Here is an 878-nt window from a genome sequence, read left to right as displayed (position 1 = left end):
ATGGTGCGGTCGAGAGGACTTGAACCTCCACGATGTTGCCACCACTAGGCCCTCAACCTAGCGCGTCTACCGATTCCGCCACGACCGCATAATGCTATTCAAATATAAATGGAGCGGAAGACGGGATTCGAACCCGCGACCCCGACCTTGGCAAGGTCGTATTCTACCACTGAACTACTTCCGCATATAAATGGTACGGGTGAAGGGACTTGAACCCCCACGTCAAAGACACTAGATCCTAAATCTAGCGCGTCTACCAATTCCGCCACACCCGCATAAAAATGGTGTGTCATGCAGGATTCGAACCTGCGACCCTCTGATTAAAAGTCAGATGCTCTACCAACTGAGCTAATGACACATAAATAATATGAAGTTGAAAAATGGGGCGACTGATGGGAATTGAACCCACGAATGCCGGAATCACAATCCGGTGCGTTAACCACTTCGCCACAATCGCCAAAATAAAAATGGTGCCGGCAACAGGAGTCGAACCCGCGACCTACTGATTACAAGTCAGTTGCTCTACCAGCTGAGCTACACCGGCAAAAGAAATGGTGGCTTTGGACGGAATCGAACCGCCGACACAAGGATTTTCAGTCCTTTGCTCTACCAACTGAGCTACAAAGCCGATATTAAAATGGCGGTCCTGACGGGATTCGAACCCGCGATCTCCTGCGTGACAGGCAGGCATGTTAACCGCTACACCACAGGACCGTTTAAGTATAAGGTGACGACTTCTATAATGATAAAACATCTATGTAAGTCTGTCAATTGTTTTATTAAAAAAACAAAAGCCTGGCAACGTCCTATCCTCACAGGGGGAAGCCCCCAACTACTTTCGGCGTTCAAGTGCTTAACTTCCGTGTTCGGCATGGGAA

The 878-nt window shown here is 48.7% G+C and carries 8 tRNA genes and 1 rRNA gene; all 9 read right to left on the bottom strand.

Going from position 1 to position 878, the window contains the following annotated elements:
- Nucleotide 1: 1 nt before the first annotated feature.
- Nucleotides 2-88: transfer RNA gene (locus HZS85_RS16590), tRNA-Leu, on the bottom strand.
- A gap of 21 nt (nt 89-109) precedes the next feature.
- Nucleotides 110-184: transfer RNA gene (locus HZS85_RS16585), tRNA-Gly, on the bottom strand.
- Nucleotides 185-191: 7 nt separating this feature from the next.
- Nucleotides 192-275: transfer RNA gene (locus tag HZS85_RS16580), tRNA-Leu, on the bottom strand.
- 7 nt (nt 276-282) lie between these two features.
- Nucleotides 283-358, bottom strand: a tRNA-Lys gene (locus HZS85_RS16575).
- Nucleotides 359-381: 23 nt separating this feature from the next.
- Nucleotides 382-457, bottom strand: a tRNA-His gene (locus HZS85_RS16570).
- Nucleotides 458-468: 11 nt separating this feature from the next.
- Nucleotides 469-544, bottom strand: a tRNA-Thr gene (locus HZS85_RS16565).
- An 8-nt stretch (nt 545-552) separates the two neighbouring features.
- Nucleotides 553-628 (bottom strand) — tRNA-Phe (locus tag HZS85_RS16560).
- 10 nt (nt 629-638) lie between these two features.
- Nucleotides 639-714: transfer RNA gene (locus HZS85_RS16555), tRNA-Asp, on the bottom strand.
- Nucleotides 715-793: 79 nt separating this feature from the next.
- Nucleotides 794-878, bottom strand: a 5S ribosomal RNA gene (gene rrf, locus HZS85_RS17035); the annotation flags it as partial.

Origin of the sequence: Exiguobacterium sp. s130, from assembly GCF_018619055.1 — a bacterium.
Classification (GTDB): domain Bacteria; phylum Bacillota; class Bacilli; order Exiguobacteriales; family Exiguobacteriaceae; genus Exiguobacterium_A.
This window is presented reverse-complemented; position numbering and strand designations above follow the sequence as displayed.